Below are 18,069 nucleotides of genomic sequence, written 5' to 3' on the forward strand. Positions count from 1 at the left end.
TTTATCTTTACAAGTGTCAAGACACAAGTTAAATCCAGGATTGCACAACTGAAAAAAGCTCCAGCATCTGCTGAAGCTTTTCATTAAATAATCTGCTTTCCCTGTTGGCTGAGTGCATAGTGAATACCATGCTGTAAAGTCTGGAAACAGTGAAAGTTTGAAATATCAATACCTGATTCGGCAATTGTTATGCTTAATTTTGCTGACAATCCGACAAGGACAGTCTCTGTGCCGATGAGGGAAGCTGCTCCGCTGATCTTTTCAAGAAGACTTGTCGTCAACTGATCAATGTCATCATCGAGCGCCGTCAGATCAAGCACTAAATAACTCGCTTTATATGATGGCAATTTATTCAGCGTATTAAATACAAGCTCTTCTGCACGTTCCTGGTCGTACTTCCCAAGAAGCGGGACCACAACTACGCCATCGAGCACAGGAATAATCGGTGATGAGATTTGTTTGATCAGCTCTTTCAGGTCACGTGTTTTATCCTCTACCATCGCTTCAAGCTGCAGAATCTGCTGGGATTCCTTTTTCCGTGAAAGCGCGTGAATATTTTCGTTAATTGTAATTTCTGACGGGAAGTACTCAACTACAGTTGATTCTGCACCTGCAATCTGATCTTCTTTAATTTCAAACCAGACGTTCCGTCCAAAAAGCGAACTGAAAATTCCTGCATAGTGGGCAGGAAGGAAATTGCCTCTATGCTTCTTACCCTGGGCTTTATTAATTTTATATTCCCAGCTGTCTTTCAGTCTAACGCGAAGGGTGTGTGCGTCCATATCAAGGTTTTCTATATGTGCATAGCCCCATCCTGCTGATGCATAAGTAGAAGTGATCAATTCAGCCGCTTCTTCTACCTTTACATGCTTCAGATCTTCAAAGTATTTTCCAACTATCAATCCCTGTCGAAAACCAGTCGCTTCAAATACAAGTGTCGAAGCCTCTTCACCTGAGATCTCTTCAATTGTGTCAAAGAATTCTTTCATTGCGCTAGTGATCCAGAATAATACAGCGTCCTCTTTTTCAAATAAGAATTCACCCTTCGATAAATCCCAATCAAATTGCAAACCGCCAACACGAATACTATGATTGTTGTTTTCCATGCAACCACCTTTGTTATATGTATTTAACCCTGTACTTTATACTACCAAAGTTCTTATGGATTCACTAATTAATTTCCTGTTCCTGTTACGCATGGACTAATTCTTTGATTAACAGCACAACAAGCGGGCTGATCATCATAAGAGCGTTTGCAATTGCAAGCCATATTCTTCTGTCTGCCGCCGCACTCACTGTACCGGTCAGACCGAATACAGGAAGGAGAAAGTTGATTGGCGAATCGCGTTCTACTACAAGGATCAATATCCAGACAAGCATACCACCGGCAAGACAGAGCCAGGCAGTCATTTCATATTTATTCATGACTTTGCTTTTCTCCTTTCCAGAAATGGTTCCCAGGTTTTCTTATAAATAAAAGCTGCGATATTCAACAGACTTTCGGGTATCTTCTTCGGAAAGTATCTGTGGTCATAATAGCGCCAGACTTTTTTTAAATCTTCCCACTGCTGGTCATGATCTTTTACCTGCCGGAAGCGCGCAAGATCAATCATCATAATATGACCGTCCGGTTTTAATATAATATTCCTCAGGTGTACATCTGATGGATTCAAACCGGCATTACGTGCAACACCAAGTGCCTCATCCACTTCATCCAGATACTTTTTCTTAATCTGAATCCCGGCAGTCAGACACTGAAAAAAAGTTTTTCCTTCTATAAAATCTATCACAAGATAATTCATACCTGAATCATACAGCCGCGGATAAAACTCACTGTCCGATAGCAGCCCGTATATATGAGCTTCCTCAGCCGCTACTCCCTCTAATCCAGGGAAGAATACTTTAATGACTTTTTGTTCCCCTGCAATTTTAAAGACAGCGGCACTTCTGCCAACGCCAATTAATAAACAGCCGGAGTCTGAAGAAGATACTGTATGTTCGCTTCTGTCAAACTGTATATTCCTGGCTAATTCGCTGTAATCACCCACATAAAACGCCTCTCATTCTGCAGCACATGGCTGCTTCTTACCTTATGTGCATTTTACAGCAATTTTGATTCCGAAAGAAGTGATATCCACAAGTAAAAGCGGCTCTTGTCTGAAGAGCCGCTCCTGTTACATTGTATTTCCTTTGGCAGGAATCGGATTTTCTTTTAATATTTTTGCGAGGTGCAGTGTATTATAGGCAAGCATCTGGATGTGGGATTGTGTAAATTCACTCTTATAACCTTCTGCTTCAATATAAGATGGTCCCGGACCTGCTTCTCCTACCCAGTAAGCATCCACGTTCGGCGGGACTGTGAAGCCGATATGTGAAAGTCCATACAGCACAGAAGCAGCAGCCTGCTTGGCACCATCCTCATTACCTGTAATCAGTACACCGCCGACTTTGTTATAATAGATCGCCTGTCCTTTTTCATTTGTATCACTGCTGCCGCCATAAAGTCTTTCCATTGCCACTGTAGCAAGACTGCTTTTTTCTCCGATCCATAATGGGGTCCCGATCATCACAATATCGGCTTTTTTTACTTTTTCATATATACCTGGCCACTCATCTCCTTCTCCCATATCCGTGTCAATTCCATATGAAATCCGGTAATCAGCAAGCCTGACGATCTCAACATCAGCACCTTCACTTTGCAGAATATCTGCTACTTCCTTGGCCATATATCCTGTGTTTGATTCCTCTTCAGATGATTTCAGTGTTGCGTTAAGTATTAATGCCTTTATTTTCTCCATCGTATCCCTCCAAAAATTTACTGTCTTATTTAACTACCCGGTACAGAATAGTTAAACCCCAAAAGTGCATACTAGCATTTGACTGATTCAGTCAATTCTGTAAAGGGGGATCATCATGGGAATCTTAAGTGGAGCACCAAAAAATGAACCATTACATTATGGAGAAATTTATGGGGTATGGTCTGCGCTTTTAAAAGCAAAATCATCAATTGCCGCTAATCAGACGCTGTTAAACCATGCCGGGGACCGTGAGCTGAGACAACTGATTGAGGAAGCGATCAAAATGGGGCAGGATGAAAGCCGCCAGCTTGAAGAACTGCTTATTGAACATCAGATTCAAGTCCCTCCATCTCCTCCTGCCCGTGCGAAAGCAAGCATTGATCAGATTCCGGACGGGGCACGTTTTCTGGACCCGGAAATTGCCGCTTTCATTTCTGCAAGTACAGGAACTGCGATGACAGCGGATAGTCAGATGATCGTTCAATGCGTCCGTGAAGATGTAGGGCTGATGTTCGCACAGTTCCACACTCAAAAAGTGACGTTTGCAGCAAAAATGCTACGTCTCAGCAAAGAAAAAGGATGGCTGATCCCTCCTCCTCTTTACCAGATCAAAGAAATGGCACATCAGGGATAACATGCGCTTCCTGAGATGATCGCTTTTGCCATCATTTCAGGAAGTTTTTATTTTCCGGTTTAGTCAGTTTAGCTAAAGGGAACGGAATACTTTAAGCCTCAGACTTTTTACATAAGAAAGGATCTTTATATGAATAAAGTAAACACTGTCAAATTCAAAAACTTTGATGAAGCGGCAGATTCCATTTTAAACATGATGGCCGGCATACTCGACATTAATACGCTGTTTATCGCCAAAAATGACCAGCAGGTTAACGAAATTGTGAAGGTGATTAACAAAAATGAACAGCTATTACAAGTGGGGGAACAGCTTCCCTTCAAGGATACATATTGCAAAGTCAGTGTAGATCACGGAAATGAATTACTCCTGATTCCTGACATTACTAAAAATGAGAATACAAAAGGGCTAGCTGTTACACAGAACCTTGGCAGTGGAAGTTTTGTCGGTATTCCGATTTACTTTGAAAACGGGAAAAATTACGGGACAATCTGCGGTCTTGACACAAAACCTTTTGATCTGACTGAAGATCAGATGGGCTTACTCGAAACGATGAGCTCCCTTCTCTCCTACGTGCTTGAACTCGACGGTGCACAAAAACAGATAGATACTCTTTCTGTTCCCATTGTGCCGATTACAGCAGGTGTAGCAATTCTTCCTGTTATTGGCAGCATTAATGAAGTCCGGGTGCAGAGGATTATTGAATTGACACTTACAAGAAGCCAGGAGCTTGAACTGGATCATTTGATCATTGATCTGTCAGGTCTTCTTGAAGTGGACGATTTAGTGATCGGATCACTCCTGAAAATCGTCAAGCTGTTGAATCTGATTGGTGTGCATGCAGTTCTGACCGGCATCCGTCCGGAAACCGCACTTCAGGCGAACCAGTCACAGGTGGACTTTACTAAGTTTGATGTAGAGACGAATCTCGAACGGGCATTAATGAAGCTCGGGTTTCATTTAGAAAAGAAATGAGCGGTAGTAACCAACAGTTTACAGATCACATCCGGCAGCCCGCGAAAAAGCGGAGTCAGGAATCCCCCTGTCTCCGCACCTCCCACTCAGCCTCAAGCAGCTTCAGCTTTCTTCATTTTCTTAAACGAAAAATACATATATAATCCAATAATCAGATACATCGCCACAAGATTAATAATTAAACTTGTCGTCACATCAAGCGTGGTCAATTTCAACAGAAGTTCAGGTACATGGATTGCTGATAACATGACCAGTAGAACAGCTGTCTTAGCCCAGATTGACACCCAAATTAAAATGGCAATTGTGACTACACCTACAATCATACTTGTCATGACATTCAAATCGAAACCCGGAAGATCAGCAGTCATATCCCAGAAGACCAGAGCGCCAAATAAGGTCATCATTATAAAGACAGGTGGCAAAGTAATGAGAAATTCTTTTACACGCGACATCTGACGGGCAGCCATATATTTAAATGCGCCAAAAATCATGATGACAAACAATATACTGACTAAAGCAGACCCGCCTAATATGGCATAACTATAACTGAGCCTCATATCTTCAACCAGCTGACCAATAATTGTAAATGAAATGGCACCAAATATAATCACCGGGATATACTTCAGCCAGGCCTTCTTATCAAACGCCATCTCATTTGAAATCATCTCCATATATTCCTTAGGAGATGATCCAACCACCTGTTCAACCGGTTTTCCATTTCTCTCCGCTTCTTCTAAGTGTGTCTCAAGTTCTTCAGCAATTTCTCTGATCTCTTCATCCTTTTTTCCTGATGAAAACAAATACAGCTTCAAGTCATCGATAAATCTGCGGCTTTCTTTCGATAATTCAGGCACTGCCTTCACTCCCCTCATTTGTTTCCTGTCTGATTGCTTCATTGACACTTTTCTCTAACCTTTTCCATCTCTGAAGAAAAGCTTCGAGTTCCTGGTGACCCTTATCTGTAAGCGAATAGTACTTCCGTTTCGGACCCGCAGTTGATGCCTTTTTCACAGACGTCACAAGCCCTTCACGCTGCATTCTCATAAGCAGCGGATAAATGGTTCCCTCACTGACTTCCCCAAATCCATACTCACTGAGCCGCTCTGCCATCTCATATCCGTACACTTCTTTCCCACGGATAATAGCCAGCAGACAGCCGTCGAGGATTCCTTTCATCATTTGTGTCTGAGACATCAGCATCCCGCCATTTCTTTGTCTTGTAATACAAGGTATATATCTAATATACTTTTTAGTATCTTGTAATGCAAGGTATTTATCAATCATTTTTTTCCAATCTCTTCTTTCTTCAAAGCTTCGCTAAATCTGGCTGTTGATTTCCGCTGCAGAGGGAACGCTTTCCGCTGGGCGTGCGGTGAGCCTCCTCGACGCTGCGCGTCTGCGGGGTCTCACCTGTCACGCCGCTCCTGCTGGAGTCGTCCCTCTTCCGCTCCAATCACCAGCTGTGCTAAAACATCATTGAGCTTGAACATAGCCTTCATCAGAACTTATAAATTTACATCTATAGAAACCCTGTGCTAAATTAATCCTTATCAAACAAATAGGAATTGGAGGTTTTCACTTTGGCACAACAGGTTCAGGAAACACTTAAAGGGTGGAAACGCGGGCGTACAACGGTGGTTACTGATCTCGCTCCTGTGCAAAAACCGTTTGTCTTACTAGGCATCACGGCTGCCCTTGCACTATTTGCAATCATTGTTTCTACAACTGATGCGGTCCAGGGCATATTATTTATTGTAGGACTTGCGCTTGGACTCACTTTACTATATGCACGCTTTGGCTTCACATCAGCCTTCAGAAGATTGATGGCTGTTGGAAATGCACAGGGTATACAGGCTCATATGGTTATGCTGGCTGTGGCTTCAACCCTCTTTGCTATTATTTTAAGTACCGGCTTCAGCTTTACGGGTGTGACACCTGCGGGCTATGTTTCTCCGGTCGGTGTCAGCGTATTATTCGGAGCATTCATCTTTGGTATTGGAATGCAGCTTGGAAGCGGCTGTGCATCAGGTACGCTGTATTCAGTTGGCGGCGGATCTTCATCAATGATTCTGACACTACTCGGATTTATTGCAGGGTCTGTGCTTGGAGCCTACCATTTTACGTTCTGGATGGAAGAAACGTGGGCGCTTGAACCGTTTTCGTTAGCTGAATCTACTAATCTTGGATTCTTTGGTGCGTGGCTTGTGCAGATGGCACTGTTTGCAGCCATTTATTATGGTTTGAAGTTCATTGCAACGAAGAAAAATGCACCTGCAATGAAACCTTTGCCGACAACAACAGGGTTTAAGAAAGTATTCCGCGGAGCGTGGCCTCTATTTACAGCAGCAGTTATTCTAGCGCTGCTGAATGCTTTAACACTGACACTCAGAGGAAATCCATGGGGCATTACTTCTGCATTTGCACTGTGGGGATCAAAGTTCCTTGAGCTGTTTGGTGTAGATGTCGCTTCATGGGGTTACTGGCAGGGAAATGCTGAACAGCTGCAAAACTCTATTCTTGCCGATTCAACGAGTGTCATGAATTTCGGTATTATCATCGGGGCCTTTATTGCAGCAGCTGCAACAGGCGCGTTCAAACCTAAAAAAATCAAGCCTGGTATTGCTGCCGGCTCGATCATCGGTGGACTGCTGATGGGTTATGGCGCCAGACTTGCTTTCGGTTGTAACATCGGCGCATACTTCGGCGGAATTGCATCCTTCAGTCTTCACGGCTGGGTATGGGCTGTCATGGCCATGCTTGGAACAGGACTTGCGCTATTCATCAGACCGATCTTTGGATTAAAGAATCCGAAACCAAAAGATACATTATGTTAAGCAGAAAGCTCCCGGAGATCAGTGATCTCCGGGAGCTTTTAAGTGAGTCAGGTTCTGTTGATCTTCAGCATGATCTTTGCCCCAAGTGCAAGCACCGGCAGTTCAATCAGCGGTCCAATCACCAGAATCAATGGAATCAGCGGTTCATTTGGAAATGCCGCTACAGCAATAGCCAGTGCAAGCGGTGAATTCCTGGCAAGCGTGGTCATTGTCAGACTGACCCGGTCCCTTGCCGGCAGTCTGCATAGCTGTCCCGTCTTTTGGCTGATCAAAAAATTCACGATAAAAAAGACAGCAAGCGGCGGGAGTATCTGCAGAAAGATACCGGTGTTTTCAAGAAGCATATTCCCCTGAGCTGCAAACATCGCAATGATTGCAAATAACAGAAAAACAGTCGGAAGGTTTTGCAGCAGGTCTGATTCCACCAGACGCCTCCCTTTCAAAAGCTTCTTTGTCAGGAGTGCAATCACGAGCGGAACCAGTAATACCCACACAACCCCTTCAACCAGATACGCAGCTTCTACTGTTTCACCCGCTCCAAAAAAGATATACAAATAGACCGGAAGCAGCACGACCTGCAGAATCAGATTGAGCGGCAGGATAGCGGCCGACAGTGCTGTATTTCCTTTTGCAACGCCTGTAAATATTAAATACCAGTCCGTACATGGTGTCACAAGCAACATAATCAGTCCGATCGCAAGCGCTGGCTGATCAGGAAGAAAAATAAGCGTCAGCAGCCATGCAAGAAATGGCGTCCATATAAAATTGATCAGTAGAGAACTGATACTGAATACCTTATTTCGGAAAGATGCTTTCACATCTTCAAATGGAATTTGTAAAAATGTCAGGTAAATCATAAAGGCAAGCAGCGGCAGAATCAGATTTTCAGCAAACGGCCCTGCTCCGTTCAATTGACTGAGGATCAGGCCGATCCCAACAGCACCTAAAATAAAAAATGTATACAGCTTTTCAAACCATTGCAATTGTGATCACACCTGCCAATTAAATTAAATCGAATCAAACCCATCTCTGAAAACTCTTCCAAAGAGTTCGAACAGCAAGTATATCAAACGGAATGGCAGAATCAATAATTCAGGAACCCAGATCAGAACGTCTGTCAGCACGTCAAAAAAGTTATATTTCCCTTCATCCTTACGTTTCTGCGACCGTGCAGTTTTCTTTTCACGCCATCTTTTCATTAGATACACCTCTAATCTTTTTTCTTTTTACGTTCAAACTACTTGAATCGTTTCAAAAATAATTGGATTTGAGAAAAATTTCTATTTAATAACTTTGAGGATTTTCACTGTGATGAATGGTAAATCGGAGAATGTGACCTAAGCCACTAAACAAAAAACACTATCCACATCAGACTGTTGGACAGTGTTTCAACGGTTTATCTCATTATTCACTTCTTTATTAAACCGTTCGACAAGCTCATTCTGATCGCTTGTCTCATACGCTTTTTCCAGTTCCGGTTTCAGCTTTTCCCACATCAGATTTTTCTCGTACACATCCTCATCAAATTCATGGTTCAGCTGCTCAACTGTTAACCCGAGAATATCAGCATAGGCCATCTGGAGAGGTGATTCATACAGGTTGGTAATATTATTAATGTATTCATCGAGTTCATCCTGGCCAACTATGATTCCATACTTTGCTGAAGCAATGTTTTTCCATGCCAGGTCCTCAGCAAGCCTCTCCCTAGAGATTTCAAGCACTTCTTCTTCTGAGAGATCTTCTTCATAATACAGCGCTTCTTCAGCAAGTGTCCTGATAATCCACTTTTCAAGTACAACGCCTGCTTCAAAACTTTTAGCTTCCTGCATAATATGACTCATAACCTGACGATAATCTTCACGTGTATAAGAATCCGTCATAGCAGACAGTTCTTCCTGACTTTTCATCTCAATATTCGCTACAGCACTTTCTTCCGGGGCACATGCAGTAAGGAAAAATACGAGTCCAATGAATAAAGTGATGATCGCTTCTTTCATAAACACAATGCACCTCCATTTTGAAATATATTCGACAAATAGAGACTTAAGTCCTTCATATAAAATAAAAAAACATGAAAATATATTCACTTTTCAAAATTATCTTATATTTCAATCACTGGCTTCAGAGAGAGATATCAGGTATAACAAATGGTACAGTAACGTTTTTAATGAAAGGGGTACAGGATGAATATACTTTGGGATTATGACGGAACACTTTTTGATACCTATCCTGCCTATGCAAAACGGATGAGTCAGGTGCTTGGCAGCGTATCAGAAGTAGACTGCTACATACAGTTAAAGGTATCTGCAACTCATGCAATCAGCTTTTATCAAATGACTGAATCACAAATAAATGAATATAACCGCCTCATCAGCAATATCAGCCCGGAGGAAATGCCGCCATTTGATCATGTTGAAGATATACTAAAACAGGCGGATTGTAATGTGATTATGACTCATAAAGATCAGGAAGGTGCACACAAAGTACTGGATTACTATGGCTTCACAAATTATTTCCGGGAAATCGTGACTGCAGATCATGGGTTCCCGCGTAAACCTGACCCTGCTGCATATGAATACCTGCACCACAAGTACCGGATAGACCTTGCAGTCGGTGACCGTGAGCTTGATATCATTCCGGCAAAGCAGCTGGGCATGTATACCTGCTTATTTCAAAATGATAAACCGGCGGATTTTCATCTTAACAGCTATAGAAATTTCTATGAGGTCGTTATTTTTTAGCAGCTAATTATTAAAATCCATCACTTACCTATTTACAAAACAGAACAAACGTTCCTATAATGATTGAAAAGGGGCGTGAAGGTAATGAATAAAGACCGCGGCACAATTAAGTGGACTTCGATGATGCTGCCTGAACATGTGAAGATGCTGAAGGACTTTTACGAAGAAATGGAGCATGAGACGAAACCTGAACCTGATGAGCAGATGTTTGATATGATTTTTCTTGGCATTCAGGAAGCATTGGAGTTCAAACAGAAGGTTGACCTCAAAATCTTTGAACACAACAGACGTGATAGTGTGAAGGGAATCATTACTTTGGTTAACTACCAGCAACGTTACTTATTAATGACAACGACCGGTCATATGAAAAAGACCATTCCTTTTGATCAGGTGATCGGTCTGGACGTCTGCTAAAAAAACCGGTCCGCTTCGGCGGGCCGGTTTTTTTATTAAAAAGTATATTCACTTAATAAAGACTCAAGTTTTAAAGCATACCCCATCTTACCGTCTACTTTCAGCTTCCCAAACATGAACGCACCTGAAGCACTCAAGTCCCCTTCTATCATCTTGACCAGGTCTTTTGCACTCAGCTTCAGCGTACAATTCGGCTGCGCAGCGCCCGCTTCTTCAATATAAGCTTCCCCATGCTTAAGCACCAGCTGCTTCGCTTCCCCATCCTTCAGCTGAAACTCATAGCGGACGTTCTCATCCTGAATCGGCTCCGGATTTGCATTCATTGCCGTTGTAATTCTTGACCATACATCTGACATCTTTCCATCCCCTTTTATGAATTGAATGACTATTCACTCATTTTATCATAAAGTTTCCTTTTAAAAATAGCTTTGTTAAAAGTGGCTGTTGATTTCCGCTACAATCAACAGCTGTGCTAAAACAACAATAGACTTTAAAAACGCCTTAAAAATATAAACGTCAAAAAGTGTTGATGAATGCGAGACCGACATAAGAGGAAAGCCGCTTCCAGCCTGAAGACATTAATAAAAGACCGAGATATGTATCCCGGCCTGCGCTTCCTACTCTTTCATCCATTCAAAAAACTCTTCTTCATCCGCTGCGCCCACGTACTCCATCGGTGTCTCACCGTATGGATCTGCCATAGCCGGATCTGCCCCGAATGTTGTCAGCAATGCTGCTGATTCACGGTCATCATAACTGACCACAGCCATCAGCGGTGTTGAATAGTCATCACTGTGGTTGGGATCTGCTCCTGCTTCAAGTAAAAGCGAGAGCATCTGAGCATCACCATTATAAGCTGCATACAGCAGGGCAGTTGTCCCCTCATCATCAGTTTCTTCAAGATCAGCACCAGCATTGATCAGCGATGCAGCCTCATCAATATCGCCACTCGCTGCAGCATTCATTAAAGGGGTTGCACCAATATCTGCGTCCTCTAAATCTTCATACATCGTATCCTCTGCAGACGTCATATCACCCGGCAGCAAGGAAGCAAACACAACACCTGCAAGCGTCAGAGTCACAATCACTGCGATGTAAGCCCCTGCAAGTCCACCAAATAACAGTCCGGCTCCAAGTAAGATTCTCCCCGGCTGCTGACTATATGTGTATGAAGTATCAGGATTCATAAACCGCTCCACTGATAAAATTCTTTTTGGCAGCAGCGGATGAGTCGACAGAATCTCACTCAGCCAGACTGCACCGTTGGATTCAGAATGAATCTGCTCAAGGTAAGCATCCTCATTCACTTCGCTGTACATCACTTTCCCAACGCCTAAAAGTGTCAGTGCACCCTTTGCAGCTTCAGCATCCCTGATCTTATAAGCTGCCTCTCTATCACACGTATACTCACATGAACGGCTATAGGCCTGCGATAAAAATGGAATAAACTGAGCAGGTAATGTCAGGATATTCTTCCATACGTGATTGCGTTTAATATGTGCAAGTTCATGGGCAATAATAAAATCCAGTTCTCCCTGACCGTTTTGTCTCGCCAGTTCAAACACTTCCGAGTACACGACGATCATATTCCGACCGAAAAATCTTGTTGCAAAAGCATTCAGTGCACCCTCAGACTGAATGACAAAGAAGTCAGGCACTTTCTTCAGCCCCATCTCCCGTGATAAAACAGCCGCGCGCTCATATACGTCTGCAAACTGCCTTTCACTAACTCTTACACCGTTGCCCCTGATTGACCCAAGCATCAACGCATTCATGAAAAGCACAACCGCAAGTACTGCAAGCGCGATTCCTATTCCAATAATAGAGACTGCTGCTGCAATGTACACAATCACACTGAAAATGACAGACAGAATAAAATAGACAGTCTCTCTTTCTGATTTAATTTTTTGTTGATTCAATGTTCTTCCTCCCGGATATGTATGATATTGACAAGCATTTCTAAATATTAGCTGATCCCCTTAAAAAATACAATATGAAAATCGTATTCAAAGCTGAATCATCCGTTCAGATTCAAATCAATCTTATATATGTGATAGGATAGATTTATCAGGTTTGAAAAGAGGATCGGTATGGAACATATCAGAACAAGAACGAAAAGAGTCACCAAAAAAGGTGTTGTCGGGATTCACAAATACGATATCCGTAAAGAGAACGAAACATATTATGTATTTTTCAGTTCAAAATCCCAAAACAGTCATCATTACAGTGATGAAGAAATACTGGGGGAATATGATTCGCTTGATAGAGCACAAAGCTATTTGAAGGAGCAGATGGGTGCTTTCGATTCAAAACCGCTCTCATTTAAAGTGGGATTCAGTGTAGCTAATCTGATCGTCTCTTTAATTGCCGGATTTTTCTTATACCGGTTCAGTGAAGATCTGCTAACAGATATGGGCATGGCAGCCGATACTGCTCAACTGGCGGGTATGATGTCAGGAGTAGTCGTGACCTTTATATGCCTGCTGATCATCAACCGGATTTTAAGCCGCCTGGGCTGATGAATTCAGTCATTTCACTGCTGTTCGTGGTATAATAAAGGCAGATCAATGAACTCATTTAAAGGTGGGAACCGCTGAATGAAAGATGTGAAAATCGAATCACCGGAGTTTAGACGGATTATGAAGAATCTGCATTTGGAAAACCTGTCTTTAAATGAAGGACTGCAGGAGAAAGTACTTGAAACAGTAAACGCAGATAAGCCGATTACACCGGCTGTGATCAGGGATTTGCTGTCGCGTGGATAAGTATATCAGCAGTGAAAATGATGATTTCCTGCTGAAGCATAACCTGCTTGGCGTCACGGATGAAGAATCACTCATGGAAGCTGAAGCACTTACGTTTTCTCTGCGCGCAGCAGAATTTGTGAGAAAGCAATATGAGGTTTCTTCCTTTGATGTACAGAGCTTTAAAGATTTGCACCGGCACTTTTTTCAGGATATTTACCCGTTTGCAGGTAAGTTCAGAACTGTGCAGCTAATGAAAGGTAACACCCGTTTTTGTCAGGCACAATACTTAGACAGCTATGCTGACCGGATATTTAAAGCCATTGCAGATGAAAAGGATTGGCATACGCTTGAAGAAGCCGCTGAAAGACTTGCTTATTTCAAGTCAGAGCTGAATATGCTTCACCCTTTTCGTGAAGGAAATGGCAGGACCATCCGCTCCTTTCTCCATGAATATGCCCGTTCCAAAAACATCGAATGGCAGTACGATCAGCTCGACAGAACTGAATATATTCAGGCAATGATACGCGCCGTCACTGACCCGGCTGATTTGCAAAAACTCTTTATGCAGACAATCAGTTTCATCAGACAACCCTGAAAAAAACGTTCAGCCTTATGACTGAACGTTTTTTTAATACGGTAACACCAGTTCCACTGTTGTACCTGCCCCCGGCACACTCGAGATATTCATCTCGCCGTGATGAAGCTTCATGATATTCAGACACACTGGAATTCCGAGTCCGTTCCCTGTTGGCTTTGTCGTATAAAAAGGGGTATCAATTTTTTTCAGTACTTCTTCAGGCATCCCAGGCCCATCATCTTTCACTATAATCGCCATTTTCTTTTCTTCATAGCGATACGAAATATGAATGCGGCCTCCGCGATTCATCGCTTCAACTGCATTCTTTAATACATTCATAACGACCTGCTTGATCTGGTTTCCCTCACATAACACTTCTGCAGAAGGATGATGGCCATTGCAGCTCAGCTCAATATTTTTCATCGTAAATTCCGGCTTGAGGAATTCACAGACACTGCGCACAAGTTCCTCAATTTTTAACGGCATCAATTGAGCTTTTTTAGGCTTTGCGAGCATCATTAATTCATTGACAGTGTGTTCAATCCGGTCAATTTCTGATTTGATGACAGAAATATAGGTCTTTTTATTGGTCGCAGTCTCCCCTTCTTCAAGCAGTGCAGTAAACCCTTTCAATGAAGTAAGCGGATTACGGATCTCATGCGCAATTCCGGCGGCAAGCTCACCTAAAACAGATAACTTTTCTGACCTGAGAACGAGCTGCTCCGCTTCTTTTGCATGCGTAATATCATGGCTCACAAAAATAAACGTTGCCTGACCTGAGTCATTCACGAATGGGAAAATCTGCGTGTTCGTCCACCTGGTTTCCCCATCTTTATTTTCTGTCTGGATTTCCCCCGACCAGATCTCACCCTGGTACACGGTCTCCCACATCGCCTCATAAAATGAATCCGGATGACACCTGGCATTCAGAACATCCAGACTTTTCCCGATTATATCCACAGGCCTGTGCTTCATCAGCTGACCAAACTGTTCGTTAGCATATAAAATATTCCGATCACGATCAATAATGGTGACAATTGAAGACTGGTCGAGCACATGTTTTAAATAATTCAATTCACTGACTGAGAGTTTGAGTTTTTGTTCAGTCTCTTTCAGCTTTTCTTCCACCTCAACACGTTCTGTTACATCCACTTTATAAGTGAAATAACGACTCGGCTTCCCCTCTTGATTAAGCAACGGAACAATCGTTGAGTTTACCCAGTAGGGTGAACCATCTTTTTTTCTGTTCAGAAGCTCTACCTGCCAGATGTTACCCTGACTGATCTGCTTCATAGCCTCTGCTAATTTTTCCGGATCATGAGATTCATGAAGAAGCTTTGAAAAATGTGCGTTGATCATTTCTTCAGAAGAATATTGTGTCGCGCGGCAAAAATTTTCATTTACATATTCAAAATGTCCACTGAGATCTAAGAAAGCAACAATCAAGTGATGGTCAACGGCAGTTATGATGTTTTCAATCGCTAAAGAATCTGAGTAGGGCATTGGTTCGTTCCTTTTTTTACTAATTATACTACGCTGATTAGGTATATTTGAAAAGAGTAATTTGACAATTTTTTTATAAAAGTAATGATCAAAGGCTCCCAATTGCAGTCATATCAAGGAAAAACATACATCTATTTTATTTCTTTAAATTTGAATAGGATTTCCTATCCTTTTCAACCGCTCAGATAAAATAAACCCAATCGTCGCACCACTGATACTCGATACTAAAAATGCCGGCATAAAAAAGAAAGCACCCGCTTCTGTACCCATTAAAATGGCGGCATACGGTACAGCAATCAATGACGCGAGAATACCTGTGCCAATCACTTCGCCCACTGCTGCTGCCCACACCCGGCCGCTCCACATATAGAAAAGACCCGCAAGTGCCGCACCAATCATGCCGCCCGGAAATGCAAGCAGTGAACCAGTACCTGTCAATATCCGGACAAGCCCCGTTACAAAAGCGACCACAATAGCAGGGCCCGGACCAAATAAAACTGCTGCGATGACGTTTACAGCATGCTGAACCGGATAAGCACGCGCTACACCGGCCGGGAATGAGACAAACGCTGATCCGGCTACTGCAATGGCGACCAGCATAGCCATGATGACAAGCTTCTTTGTATTCATCAGCTTCCTCCTTTATATGCGTTCAGTATGTGTTTTACTTCCTGCTCTGCATTGTCCGATTCAGCAATCGCTGAGATCACAGCGACGCCTTCTGCACCTGCATCCCAGACAGGTCCTGCATTCAGTGAAGTGATGCCGCCTATTCCAATCACCGGTGTATCAGGAAAACGCTCTCTGACCTTGAGAATTTTTGTCACACCTGATGGTTCTTTAGCATCTGATTTGCTTTTTGTACCATAGACAGGGCCCATTCCCAGATAATCAGCACCATTTTTAATTGCATTTTCTGCTTCTTCGACTGAATGAACAGACACACCAAGGATCATATTCTTTCCTATTCTTTTCTTTACAGCAGCAGCGTCAGCATCCTCCTGCCCCACATGAATACCGTCAGCATTGATGTCACAGGCAAGTGCTACATCATCATTTACAATAAACGGAACATTCCGTGCGCGGCACAATTTCTGGCATTGCAGCGCAAAATCCTTTAATGCCTGTCCTGTGAGTGCACCTGTTCCTTTTTCTCTTAATTGAAAATGACTGATTCCCCCTTCAAGCGCTTCTCCAAGTATGTGCAGCGGGTCTCTCCGCCCTGCATTTGCTGTACCAAGAATGAAATAAACGGATGGCTTATTGAACATAACGGATCATCTCCTTTTGTGCATAACGTCTATAAGCGCCGTGGTTAGTCGGTCCATGGCCGGCACCTATATTCAAAGCGTGTTCAATGGCACTTTGGATAAATTGCTTCGCTGTCAGGAAGGCTTCCGGAAAAGAATGTCCTTTAGCCATTTCAGCAGTAAGTGCTGCTGAAAATGTACATCCTGTGCCATGCGTGTGCTTCGTCTGAATCCGTGGTGACTTCAATACAAGCGTGCCGCCGTGCTGATCAAGATAAAAATCTTCTGTAAAATCAGGGTTCTTTCCATGCCCCCCTTTGATCAGCACGCCATTCACACCGCTTTGAAGAATCTTCTCAGCAGCCTCATGTCTTGTCATATCATTATGGATATGAATACCGCTTAATGATTCAGCTTCAGGAATATTCGGTGTGACAACAGCTGCAAGAGGAAGAAGATCCTGAAGAATTGCATCTTTTGCATCCTCCTGCAACAGGCTCGCACCTCCTTTGGCAATCATGACAGGATCGACAATCAGGTTCTGCCATTTATAATGTCTGATCGCGGTTGTCACTGTCTGAATCGTTTCAGCATCAAAGAGCATTCCGGTTTTAAGTGCCGCAATCTGAAAATCCTCACCGACTGCCTGCAGCTGCTTTTCAATCGTCGGAACTGGAACAGGTGCAACGTCTGTGACACCCAGTGTGTTCTGTGCTGTCACTGCTGTAACCACTGATGTTCCGAACACAGAAAGTTCCTGAAAGGTCTTTATATCCGCCTGAATACCCGCTCCGCCTCCGGAATCTGAACCGGCAATCGTCAGTACCTGTTTCATCCCAATCTGCCTCCCGTTTGACATTTACTTTCATTGATGGTGGCGATCGCATTGATAAAAGCGATTTGAAAGCTTCCCGGTTTTTCGGAAATAGCAGCCGCTCTTTCACCAGCTTCCCCGTAGAATTGAACAGCTTCCGACACAGCATCTGCTGTTTTCTCCACACTCAGAAAAGCAGCTGTCACACTTGACAGGAGACAGCCCATACCTGTGACTGACGCCATAACCGGGTGACCGGCATGAATGTCATGTACGACATCTCCGTCTGTTACAATATCGGTTTCTCCAGTCACAGCCACGATGAGTCCATATTTCCTGGCAGCCTTTACAGCAAGGTCACGCAGGTCAACATCACCTTCTCCTGCATCAACCCCCTTTGCAGACCAGTCTGTACGCATGATTGCTGCCAGTTCACCGGCATTGCACCTGAGCGCTGTCACGTTTACTTCTTCTAGGATTCTATCTATTACTGACAAACGGTAAGCTGTTGCACCGGCTCCTACAGGATCGAGCACAACAGGAACACCCTTTTCATTAGCAGCTCGTCCGGCAGCAATCATACTTTCAACAGAACGCTGATTAAGGGTACCTATATTCAGTGACAGGGCATCTGCAACAGCAGCCAGTTCCTTCACTTCTTCGATCTCATCCCCCATTACTGGAGAAGCCCCGAGTGAAAGCAGTCCATTCGCCTGAAAATTAGCCACCACGTAGTTAGTGATACAGTGAATTAGCGGTTTCTTTTCTCTCACCTGTTGAATCAT

24 protein-coding genes are annotated in these 18,069 nt (G+C 43.3%); 8 read left to right on the forward strand and 16 right to left on the reverse strand.

Going from position 1 to position 18,069, the window contains the following annotated elements; genetic code table 11:
- Positions 1 to 83: 83 nt before the first annotated feature.
- The 4 genes from JOD21_RS03125 to JOD21_RS03140 all read right to left on the reverse strand — a co-directional run bounded on the left by JOD21_RS03125 (position 84) and on the right by JOD21_RS03140 (position 2,798).
- The gene (locus JOD21_RS03125) at positions 84 to 1,106 is read right to left on the reverse strand and encodes an STAS domain-containing protein (protein WP_204728210.1); all 1,023 of its coding nucleotides are present in this window, start codon (positions 1,104 to 1,106) and stop codon (positions 84 to 86) included.
- An 85-nt stretch (positions 1,107 to 1,191) separates the two neighbouring features.
- On the reverse strand, positions 1,192 to 1,425 hold the full coding sequence (locus JOD21_RS03130) for a hypothetical protein (RefSeq protein WP_204728211.1): 234 nt from the start codon (positions 1,423 to 1,425) through the stop codon (positions 1,192 to 1,194).
- Positions 1,422 to 2,048, reverse strand: coding sequence for a protein kinase family protein (locus JOD21_RS03135; RefSeq protein WP_204728212.1), 627 nt, complete (start codon positions 2,046 to 2,048; stop codon positions 1,422 to 1,424). The genes JOD21_RS03130 and JOD21_RS03135 overlap by 4 nt, the downstream gene beginning before the upstream one ends.
- Before the next feature lie 126 nt (positions 2,049 to 2,174).
- Entirely contained in the window at positions 2,175 to 2,798 is a 624-nt protein-coding gene (locus tag JOD21_RS03140) for a flavodoxin family protein (RefSeq protein WP_239581345.1), read from the reverse strand.
- A gap of 115 nt (positions 2,799 to 2,913) precedes the next feature.
- On the opposite strand from JOD21_RS03140, the gene JOD21_RS03145 reads away from it, so the two are divergent.
- Positions 2,914 to 3,432, forward strand: a complete 519-nt coding sequence (locus tag JOD21_RS03145; RefSeq protein ID WP_204728213.1) for a DUF3231 family protein — start codon at positions 2,914 to 2,916, stop codon at positions 3,430 to 3,432.
- A gap of 129 nt (positions 3,433 to 3,561) precedes the next feature.
- On the forward strand, positions 3,562 to 4,404 hold the full coding sequence (locus JOD21_RS03150; RefSeq protein WP_204728214.1) for an STAS domain-containing protein: 843 nt from the start codon (positions 3,562 to 3,564) through the stop codon (positions 4,402 to 4,404).
- Between the two features lie 92 nt (positions 4,405 to 4,496).
- On the opposite strand, the gene JOD21_RS03155 is transcribed toward JOD21_RS03150, so the two are convergent.
- Positions 4,497 to 5,258 (reverse strand): DUF1129 family protein, encoded by a 762-nt coding sequence (locus JOD21_RS03155; protein WP_204728215.1) that lies wholly within the window; start codon positions 5,256 to 5,258, stop codon positions 4,497 to 4,499.
- The gene (locus JOD21_RS03160) at positions 5,251 to 5,598 is read right to left on the reverse strand and encodes a PadR family transcriptional regulator (protein ID WP_204728216.1); all 348 of its coding nucleotides are present in this window, start codon (positions 5,596 to 5,598) and stop codon (positions 5,251 to 5,253) included. Before JOD21_RS03160 ends, JOD21_RS03155 begins: the two co-directional genes overlap by 8 nt.
- 386 nt (positions 5,599 to 5,984) lie before the next feature.
- Between JOD21_RS03160 and JOD21_RS03165 the strand changes: the two genes are divergently transcribed.
- Positions 5,985 to 7,238 (forward strand): YeeE/YedE family protein, encoded by a 1,254-nt coding sequence (locus JOD21_RS03165; RefSeq protein ID WP_239581347.1) that lies wholly within the window; start codon positions 5,985 to 5,987, stop codon positions 7,236 to 7,238.
- A 47-nt stretch (positions 7,239 to 7,285) separates the two neighbouring features.
- Here the strand turns inward: JOD21_RS03165 and JOD21_RS03170 are convergent, their stop codons facing one another.
- From JOD21_RS03170 to JOD21_RS03180, 3 genes are all read right to left on the reverse strand, one after another.
- Complete coding sequence (locus JOD21_RS03170; protein WP_204728217.1) at positions 7,286 to 8,221, reverse strand: arsenic resistance protein; 936 nt, start codon at positions 8,219 to 8,221, stop codon at positions 7,286 to 7,288.
- Positions 8,222 to 8,245: 24 nt separating this feature from the next.
- A complete protein-coding gene (locus tag JOD21_RS03175) occupies positions 8,246 to 8,437 on the reverse strand; it encodes a hypothetical protein (protein ID WP_204728218.1) in 192 nt (63 codons plus the stop codon).
- 189 nt (positions 8,438 to 8,626) lie between these two features.
- Positions 8,627 to 9,241: a hypothetical protein gene (locus JOD21_RS03180; RefSeq protein ID WP_204728219.1), complete on the reverse strand. Its 615-nt coding sequence runs from the start codon at positions 9,239 to 9,241 to the stop codon at positions 8,627 to 8,629.
- Between the two features lie 180 nt (positions 9,242 to 9,421).
- On the opposite strand from JOD21_RS03180, the gene JOD21_RS03185 reads away from it, so the two are divergent.
- Together JOD21_RS03185 and JOD21_RS03190 are read left to right on the forward strand one after the other, a co-directional pair.
- Positions 9,422 to 9,979: an HAD-IA family hydrolase gene (locus tag JOD21_RS03185; protein WP_204728220.1), complete on the forward strand. Its 558-nt coding sequence runs from the start codon at positions 9,422 to 9,424 to the stop codon at positions 9,977 to 9,979.
- A gap of 84 nt (positions 9,980 to 10,063) precedes the next feature.
- A complete protein-coding gene (locus JOD21_RS03190) occupies positions 10,064 to 10,393 on the forward strand; it encodes a YolD-like family protein (protein WP_204728221.1) in 330 nt (109 codons plus the stop codon).
- Between the two features lie 35 nt (positions 10,394 to 10,428).
- Here JOD21_RS03190 and JOD21_RS03195 read toward each other — a convergent pair whose 3' ends face one another.
- Together JOD21_RS03195 and JOD21_RS03200 are read right to left on the reverse strand one after the other, a co-directional pair.
- On the reverse strand, positions 10,429 to 10,749 hold the full coding sequence (locus JOD21_RS03195; RefSeq protein ID WP_204728222.1) for an SCP2 sterol-binding domain-containing protein: 321 nt from the start codon (positions 10,747 to 10,749) through the stop codon (positions 10,429 to 10,431).
- 261 nt (positions 10,750 to 11,010) lie between these two features.
- On the reverse strand, positions 11,011 to 12,312 hold the full coding sequence (locus JOD21_RS03200) for a M48 family metallopeptidase (protein WP_204728223.1): 1,302 nt from the start codon (positions 12,310 to 12,312) through the stop codon (positions 11,011 to 11,013).
- A gap of 171 nt (positions 12,313 to 12,483) precedes the next feature.
- Between JOD21_RS03200 and JOD21_RS03205 the strand changes: the two genes are divergently transcribed.
- The 3 genes from JOD21_RS03205 to JOD21_RS03215 all read left to right on the forward strand — a co-directional run bounded on the left by JOD21_RS03205 (position 12,484) and on the right by JOD21_RS03215 (position 13,735).
- The gene (locus tag JOD21_RS03205; protein ID WP_204728224.1) at positions 12,484 to 12,912 is read left to right on the forward strand and encodes a CvpA family protein; all 429 of its coding nucleotides are present in this window, start codon (positions 12,484 to 12,486) and stop codon (positions 12,910 to 12,912) included.
- Between the two features lie 78 nt (positions 12,913 to 12,990).
- Positions 12,991 to 13,158 (forward strand): Zn-dependent hydrolase, encoded by a 168-nt coding sequence (locus JOD21_RS03210; protein ID WP_204728225.1) that lies wholly within the window; start codon positions 12,991 to 12,993, stop codon positions 13,156 to 13,158.
- Entirely contained in the window at positions 13,151 to 13,735 is a 585-nt protein-coding gene (locus JOD21_RS03215; RefSeq protein ID WP_204728226.1) for a Fic family protein, read from the forward strand. The genes JOD21_RS03210 and JOD21_RS03215 overlap by 8 nt, the downstream gene beginning before the upstream one ends.
- A 33-nt stretch (positions 13,736 to 13,768) precedes the next feature.
- Here the strand turns inward: JOD21_RS03215 and JOD21_RS03220 are convergent, their stop codons facing one another.
- The 5 genes from JOD21_RS03220 to thiM form a co-directional block, all read right to left on the reverse strand.
- Positions 13,769 to 15,220, reverse strand: coding sequence for a PAS domain-containing sensor histidine kinase (locus tag JOD21_RS03220; RefSeq protein ID WP_204728227.1), 1,452 nt, complete (start codon positions 15,218 to 15,220; stop codon positions 13,769 to 13,771).
- Between the two features lie 144 nt (positions 15,221 to 15,364).
- Positions 15,365 to 15,850, reverse strand: a complete 486-nt coding sequence (gene thiW / locus JOD21_RS03225) for an energy coupling factor transporter S component ThiW (RefSeq protein ID WP_204728228.1) — start codon at positions 15,848 to 15,850, stop codon at positions 15,365 to 15,367.
- Positions 15,850 to 16,491, reverse strand: a complete 642-nt coding sequence (gene thiE, locus JOD21_RS03230) for a thiamine phosphate synthase (RefSeq protein WP_204728229.1) — start codon at positions 16,489 to 16,491, stop codon at positions 15,850 to 15,852. Before thiE ends, thiW begins: the two co-directional genes overlap by 1 nt.
- Entirely contained in the window at positions 16,481 to 17,305 is an 825-nt protein-coding gene (gene thiD, locus JOD21_RS03235; protein ID WP_204728230.1) for a bifunctional hydroxymethylpyrimidine kinase/phosphomethylpyrimidine kinase, read from the reverse strand. The genes thiE and thiD overlap by 11 nt, the downstream gene beginning before the upstream one ends.
- Complete coding sequence (gene thiM / locus JOD21_RS03240; RefSeq protein WP_204728231.1) at positions 17,302 to 18,069, reverse strand: hydroxyethylthiazole kinase; 768 nt, start codon at positions 18,067 to 18,069, stop codon at positions 17,302 to 17,304. The genes thiD and thiM overlap by 4 nt, the downstream gene beginning before the upstream one ends.

It is taken from the genome of Jeotgalibacillus terrae (assembly GCF_016908195.1).
GTDB lineage: Bacteria > Bacillota > Bacilli > Bacillales > Jeotgalibacillaceae > Jeotgalibacillus > Jeotgalibacillus terrae.